Source organism: Rhizobium rosettiformans W3, assembly GCF_004912135.1.
GTDB lineage: Bacteria > Pseudomonadota > Alphaproteobacteria > Rhizobiales > Rhizobiaceae > Allorhizobium > Allorhizobium rosettiformans.
The window spans coordinates 183,405-189,472 of the sequence record NZ_STGU01000009.1 but is presented as its reverse complement, the minus strand read 5'-3'; the positions used below and the strand labels follow the sequence as shown (position 1 = coordinate 189,472).

Below are 6,068 nucleotides of genomic sequence, written 5' to 3'. Positions count from 1 at the left end.
AAGGATAAGTGCAAAAGATTGATCGTCCTCGACAATCAGCAGCTTGCGGGCCGTTGCCTCGGATGCTGCACGGTCGTCATCGACGATTGCAACGGCCTTCGGCTTTTGTGCAATGGTCTCTGCTTCAGCGCGCAAGACGGGTTCCGCAGCGGACGCGACTGGCGGGGCAAAATCCTGTTTCGGAGCCTGTACCAGCGCAGTGTCGAACTCGGCCGGGATGATGACCGTGAACGTGCTGCCCTCGCCAAGCTGGCTTTGAAGCTGGAAGCGGCCTCCAAGCAAGCGCACGAGTTCGCGAGAAATCGACAAACCAAGCCCGGTGCCGCCAAACTTACGGCTGATGGTGCTGTCCGCCTGATGGAAGGCTTCAAAGATCCGCTTTTGCTGCTCGTCCGCAATCCCGATGCCCGTGTCCTTGATCGAAAAGGCGACCTGGCTGTCATCGCGACGGCTAACAGTCAGCGAGACGCCGCCGTTTTCGGTGAACTTCAGCGCATTCGCCAGGAGGTTCTTGAGAACCTGCTCCAGGCGCTGCGGATCGGTCTGGATGACTGCGGGCACGCCCGCCTCGACCGAGACGTTGAACTGCAGGCCCTTGTTGGTTGCGAGCGGTTCAAACATGTGGCGCAGTCCGTTGACGGTTCTCTCGATCGACACCGCTTCCGGATTGATCTCCACATGTCCTGCTTCGATCTTGGACAGGTCCAGGATGTCATTGATCAGGTTCAGCAGATCATTGCCCGATGATTGAATGGTCTGGGCGAATTGAACCTGTTGGGCAGTCAGATTGCCTTCGGAATTGTCAGCCAGGAGTTTCGCAAGGATGAGCGAAGAGTTGAGCGGTGTTCGCAGCTCATGCGACATGTTCGCGAGAAAGTCCGATTTGTAGCGGCTGGCAAGTTCCACTTCCTTCGACTTGGCCTCGATGGCGTCTTTCGACCGTTCAAGATTGTCCCGCTGCCGCTCCAGTTCTTCCGCTTGCTCCTCGAGCTGCGAGTTGGTCTGTTCGAGTTCTGCCTGCTGCTGTTCAAGGCGGGTTTGTTGTTCGCGAAGTGCGCGTCCCTGTTCTTCCAGCTCCTCGTTCGAAACGCGCAGTTCTTCGCCCTGGACCTGCAGTTCCTCCGACTGACGTTGGGTTTCTTCCAAAAGAGCCTGGAGGCGCGTTCTGAATTCCGCCGAACGGATGGCGACGGCGATCAGCTCTGAGACCTGTTCAAGAAGCACCAGAGTCTGATCGCTGATCGGAGTAAGGAAGCCGAGTTCGAAAACGCCTCTGATGTCCCCTTCAACGATCGCAGGCGCCAAGGCGAGATAACGTGGCTTCTGCTGTCCAAGAGCCGAGCCGAAGTTGATATAGCCATCCGGAACCTCGCCAACCGCGATCGGACGGTGATCCCGCAACACATGGCCGAACAGGCTGTCGTTTTGGCCGAAGCTTGTCGGCAGCATCACGTCCGGTGGCACGCCGTGCACGGCCATGCGATGAAAGCGGCCGGCATTTTCTATATAAATGGCACCTGCAACGGCACCGAGATAGTTGGTGAGGAAGCCGAGGATGTTTTCGCCAAGTTTCCCGATCTGCTGTTCACCGGTGACGGATGCAGCCAGCCCGACCTGTGCGTCTCGCAGCCACTGTTCGCGCTTCTGCGCCAGAGTAGATTTTCTCACAAGTGCGGAGATTGCGAGGGTTAGGATAATACCCAGCAGCCCGGACGCTAGGGCGCTCACCCAGGCGATAATGTAAGACGTATCCATCTCGCTCAGGCGCTGGCTCCGCTCTTCACCAGCCTCGCTGCGCAGTTGGGAGATGACGTTGCGGATGCCATCCATATCGCTGCGACCGCGGTCTGTTTTCACCAGAGCCAGTGCTTCGGCCTCTCCTCGAGTCTCGAAGACCTCCAGTGTTTGTGCCATCACTTCGAGTTTGGACGAGACAAACGCCCGAAGTTCCTCGACACTCCCACGCTCGCGCATCTCGGCTGTGGCAGCCGAGCTGATTGTGTCCATTCGGGTCTGAATCTGTGGGAGGGCACGGTGATATGGCGCAAGATAGGCCTCCTCAGAGGTCAGGAGAAAGCCACGTAATCCCGTTTCTGCATCTTGTATGTCGATCAAAAGCAGGTCGAGCGCCACCACAAGACCATGCGTCTGCGTCACTCTCGCATTGCTGTCTCTGACGTTCTGGACTGTATAAACGGTTAGCGCGGTGCTGATGACGAAAAAGAAGATCGCGGTCACTGCGCCGATGAGAGCGCTTCGCTCCAGACCTAGCATTTTGTTGCCTGTCAGTGCGGATGTTTTTCTGTGCATCAGAAGGTCTCTAAATATGCGGTCAGATGATGTTATCACGTAAGAGTGATGGCGTTGGATAAGGGAATTGGCTAGCGGGGTCGCAAAGCGTGTGGTTGCTGTGTCCCATCCACTCCCGCCGATCACGTCAACTTGAATAGAGTCCTAGGTAGCAATAATTTCATGAGGAAAGCAAGATTACGCTAAAAATGGAACAAAATGAGTTGCTTGCCCTTCAGGGGTTGGCTCATTCGCCGCAACGTCACGCAAGGAAGCTCAGGGGCTTCACAGTGGAGCATGTTCGCCCAGAATTGGGTGTTGCTTTCAGTTACGACTGGACGAGCGACCTCCATTTTTGCGCCTACCATGACATTGTCCTGGAAGATGGGGGCATACGTGCAGGGGATGGATTGGAGGACAACCGCCGTGACCTCCGCCACACACTGACCTATGTCCCGCGGGGTGCACGCGTCACCGGCTGGTCCGAACTCCAGAGCCGGCACAATTCGTTCACAGCTATCTATTTTGATCCGGCAGTTATCCGGCAGGAGCTGGACACTCGCTTCGCCGGACATGTCGATGAAAAGGTTTATTACCGAAGCGACGAGGTCGCGGGATACCTGCGCCAATGGGCCGGCCTGCTAAAGCGAGATCATTCTGATGCTCTATACGAAGAAGCACTGGGCCTGATCACGATCTTGGCGATCCACAAAGCAACAATGCCGACATTGAGACAGCCGTCGCCCCTTGGGAGAGCGCCTCTTGCTCTTATCGACGAGTTTATCGAGGAGAACCTTGGCTCAGATCTCAGCCTGTCGAGCCTTGCTGAACTCGCGGGCCTTAGTCGGTTCCATTTCAGCAGGGCCTTCAAGGCGTCCACCGGAGAGACCCCATACCAGCACGTGCTCCGACGTCGAATGGAAAGGGCACGATTGCTCTTGGCCGCAAGAGAAATGCCCATCGACGAAATCGCCAGCAGGCTGGGCTTTCAGGATAGCGCGTATTTCCAAAGGACTTTCAAATCATGGGTTGGAATGAGTGTGAAAGAGTTCAGGGACCGGATGTAGGTCGTCACTGAAGGCTTCGCGCGCTTCAATAGTTCGCCCAATAAGAGCAGACTGTTTGCTTGAATCCCCTCATAGAACCAAGTGCTCTGCGTTTTTCCTCTGGCCAATGGTGGCCATAGGAGAACTGAAATGGGTATCTCACAATATGATCCTGGCGCACTGGGTCGACCGGCTTGGAACGCAGGCAAGCAAGTTGGCGTCAAGAAGCCCCTGAAGCAGCGGCAGATCTGGGCGATCCGCTTCTTCCTCGACCGTGAAGGAAGGATGCGAGATCGGGCGCTTTTCGATCTCGCCATCGACAGCAAGCTCCGCGGCTGCGATCTGGTAAAGCTGAAAATTGGGACGCTCGTTACGGGCCATGACATTCGAACTCGCGCGATGGTCGTCCAGCAGAAGACGGGACGCCCTGTACAGTTCGAAATTACGAACGAGGTCAGAGCTAGCCTGCTCGCCTGGCTTCAACGGCGAGGAGGCACAGTCGATGACTATGCCTTCCCCAGTCGCGTTGACCACGCTGATCATCTCAGCACTCGGCAATACGCCCGACTGGTCGATGAGTGGGTGACGGCGATCGGGCTTCGTCGGGAAGATTACGGTACGCATTCCCTGCGGCGAACGAAGGCTGCCATGATCTACAAGGCCACTGGCAATCTTCGAGCGATCCAGATCCTGCTTGGCCATACCAAGATCGAGAACACAGTCAGTTATCTCGGCGTCGATATTGAGTACGCTAGAGCTGGCAGAGCGGACTGAAATTTGACGGACGTCCTCAGGTTCAGACTCAAGGCCCCTTTTAAGGGTGCAGATGTGAGTTGTCCGCTTTTGTTCCTGGCGCGACAGAAGCGGACAGTCTCCTCACGGCCCCACTGCAGAAATAGCTTCCGCTATTAAGCTCCACATTACCGGTCAGGCCTTTCGGCTTCCAAAGGCTCGCGTTGCAGGCCACCACTCTGATGTCTCGTCTCCTCTCTCGATGGCAAGTTTGCCACACTAGCATTGCGCGGCCGCGCATGGAGAGAGTACCGTAGTCTCTTCCGCCGAGGCTGTCGGCAAATTATCCAAGTTGGACACTTGCTCTGCATTTCGCACATACGTGACAGAGAACCCTTTTATCGCCCGGTGCTCCTGCAGGCGATCTCCCAAAGAGAAGCCCTCGGTTTTGATCGGTGGCCGATCATCTGTGCCTTCCTATGATCAGAACAATGAAGGGTCAGTGAAAGTCGGCTGCCGGGTTGGCAGTGAATGAAGGCTGCTGGAATGCGTGGCCGCCAGTAGAAGATGTTTCCCCGGCGGACAAGATTTTCGACCCCGTGGCGGACTGCCATGACGAAGACACCCTCAATCAGGCCCGAAGGTCACCCCATGCCGATTGCAGCTTGGGCATCAGTTTTGGGCATCAGGTCGCCGATGACGCCAAAACGGGATCCGGCACTATGGAAAAACATGAGAATCAAGGCTTTTCGGGAGAATTGGCTGGGGAACCTGGACCCTGCACAGCCAGCTTTCAAGTCTGAAAAACTCAATGAAATCAGTGCATCACGATAGGAAATGGTTTGAGAATTGTAGCAGTCAATTGGATCACTGCAAGAGGCTGGCTGATCAATCTGTCTCGTCTGGAACCAGAGGGGCGAAGGATCGCATCACGATTTTGCCCAGCACATCGGTAATGATCAACGGCTACTCGCTCTTCCGAAGGATGTCGTGGCATACGTGCCATATCTCCTGAGAAGCTGGCCAGTCTGGCTCAGTTGAGCACATGCCCCGATCGTACAAGAACCCATCAAGTAGATCACGCTTGGCGCAAGCAATGTCTGCCTCCGGGGAGCCCAGCCCTCTACAGTCGGCATTCGCCTCTACCGCCAGCTTGACCAATTCAGCCGTTGTGGGGATTTGAGTGTCTATCGACGCATCCGAACCGCATCTATCGAAACGTTTGCCGTCAATCACGAAGCTGTTGCGGGAAACGGCTTTGAACTCCAGGATTGTACGGCTGTCGTCGCCTTCTCCCGAGCACTCAGCGACCGCTTTGACCCTTTGCCCTGTTCGGGAGACTTTTTGTATTCCGCAAAGAAGCTCAAAATTGTTGGTGTAGGTGCTCTTCGAGATTGATCGGGTCCAAACCCCGATCCAACCGCTATAAGCTTCACCGGCCTGATCGTCGCTCAAAAGGCAAAACCTGGTGTCTGCGGCATAGAGGCCGTCGTTGAATGGCAGTTGCTCCATTGCTGTGCTCGGACCGCCTATGAACACGCTGGCTAGCAGGGCTCCCACCAAGCCGGTCGCTTTGGCCGGTAGCATTCTTGTCATCGGGTTCCGTAGCAAACTCATGTTAACTCGCTCGTTGCAATGGTTTCTCGTGGTATGGCTCGTTCAGGCAATGCCCGCGCCCACGTATTCACGTCCGTCTTGTTTGAATTGCCGTGTATGCGCATGTCGTTGATCGCTATCCCAAAGGTCTGGCTCCCTTGTCGTAGAGGTAGACGGTGACGGCAAACTGCCAGTCTCGTTCGGCTCTCAGCAGCGCCTCCCGCACCGTCGTATCGACTGAATCCAGCACATGGAAATAGGCAGGGTCGGCCTCCGCTTCCTCTAACACGAACCAGAGGTGCCCGTGCGGGCCTTTGGCGTTGTCATGGGCAGAGGGCTCAAAAACGGCATCACATTCTGGGGTGCTGCGATCCGTTCGGTGATCGATGATGTTGCCAAGCATGA

The 6,068-nt window shown here is 55.9% G+C and carries 4 protein-coding genes and 1 pseudogene; 2 read left to right on the top strand and 3 right to left on the bottom strand.

The annotated features are described in order from the left end of the window. A partial coding sequence (locus tag FAA86_RS16930; RefSeq protein WP_246035118.1) for an ATP-binding protein occupies window positions 1-2,436 on the bottom strand: 2,436 nt, incomplete at its 3' end. A gap of 62 nt (window positions 2,437-2,498) precedes the next feature. On the opposite strand from FAA86_RS16930, the gene FAA86_RS16925 reads away from it, so the two are divergent. After that, a complete protein-coding gene (locus FAA86_RS16925; RefSeq protein WP_136542346.1) occupies window positions 2,499-3,356 on the top strand; it encodes a helix-turn-helix transcriptional regulator in 858 nt (285 codons plus the stop codon). A gap of 129 nt (window positions 3,357-3,485) precedes the next feature. Continuing rightward, a pseudogene (locus FAA86_RS16920) lies at window positions 3,486-4,116 on the top strand (tyrosine-type recombinase/integrase). A 917-nt stretch (window positions 4,117-5,033) separates the two neighbouring features. Here the strand turns inward: FAA86_RS16920 and FAA86_RS16910 are convergent. Together FAA86_RS16910 and FAA86_RS16905 are read right to left on the bottom strand one after the other, a co-directional pair. Continuing rightward, entirely contained in the window at window positions 5,034-5,684 is a 651-nt protein-coding gene (locus FAA86_RS16910; RefSeq protein ID WP_136542344.1) for a hypothetical protein, read from the bottom strand. Window positions 5,685-5,799: 115 nt separating this feature from the next. Beyond that, window positions 5,800-6,066, bottom strand: a complete 267-nt coding sequence (locus FAA86_RS16905) for a hypothetical protein (RefSeq protein ID WP_136542343.1) — start codon at window positions 6,064-6,066, stop codon at window positions 5,800-5,802. Window positions 6,067-6,068 lie beyond the last annotated feature (2 nt).

Bases quoted from the DNA above. Each gene is read 5' to 3' on its own strand.
- FAA86_RS16925 (WP_136542346.1), top strand. From the start codon at position 2,499: ATGGAACAAAATGAGTTGCTTGCCCTTCAGGGGTTGGCTCATTCGCCG.
- FAA86_RS16910 (WP_136542344.1), bottom strand. From the start codon at position 5,684: ATGAGTTTGCTACGGAACCCGATGACAAGAATGCTACCGGCCAAAGCG.
- FAA86_RS16905 (WP_136542343.1), bottom strand. From the start codon at position 6,066: ATGCTTGGCAACATCATCGATCACCGAACGGATCGCAGCACCCCAGAA.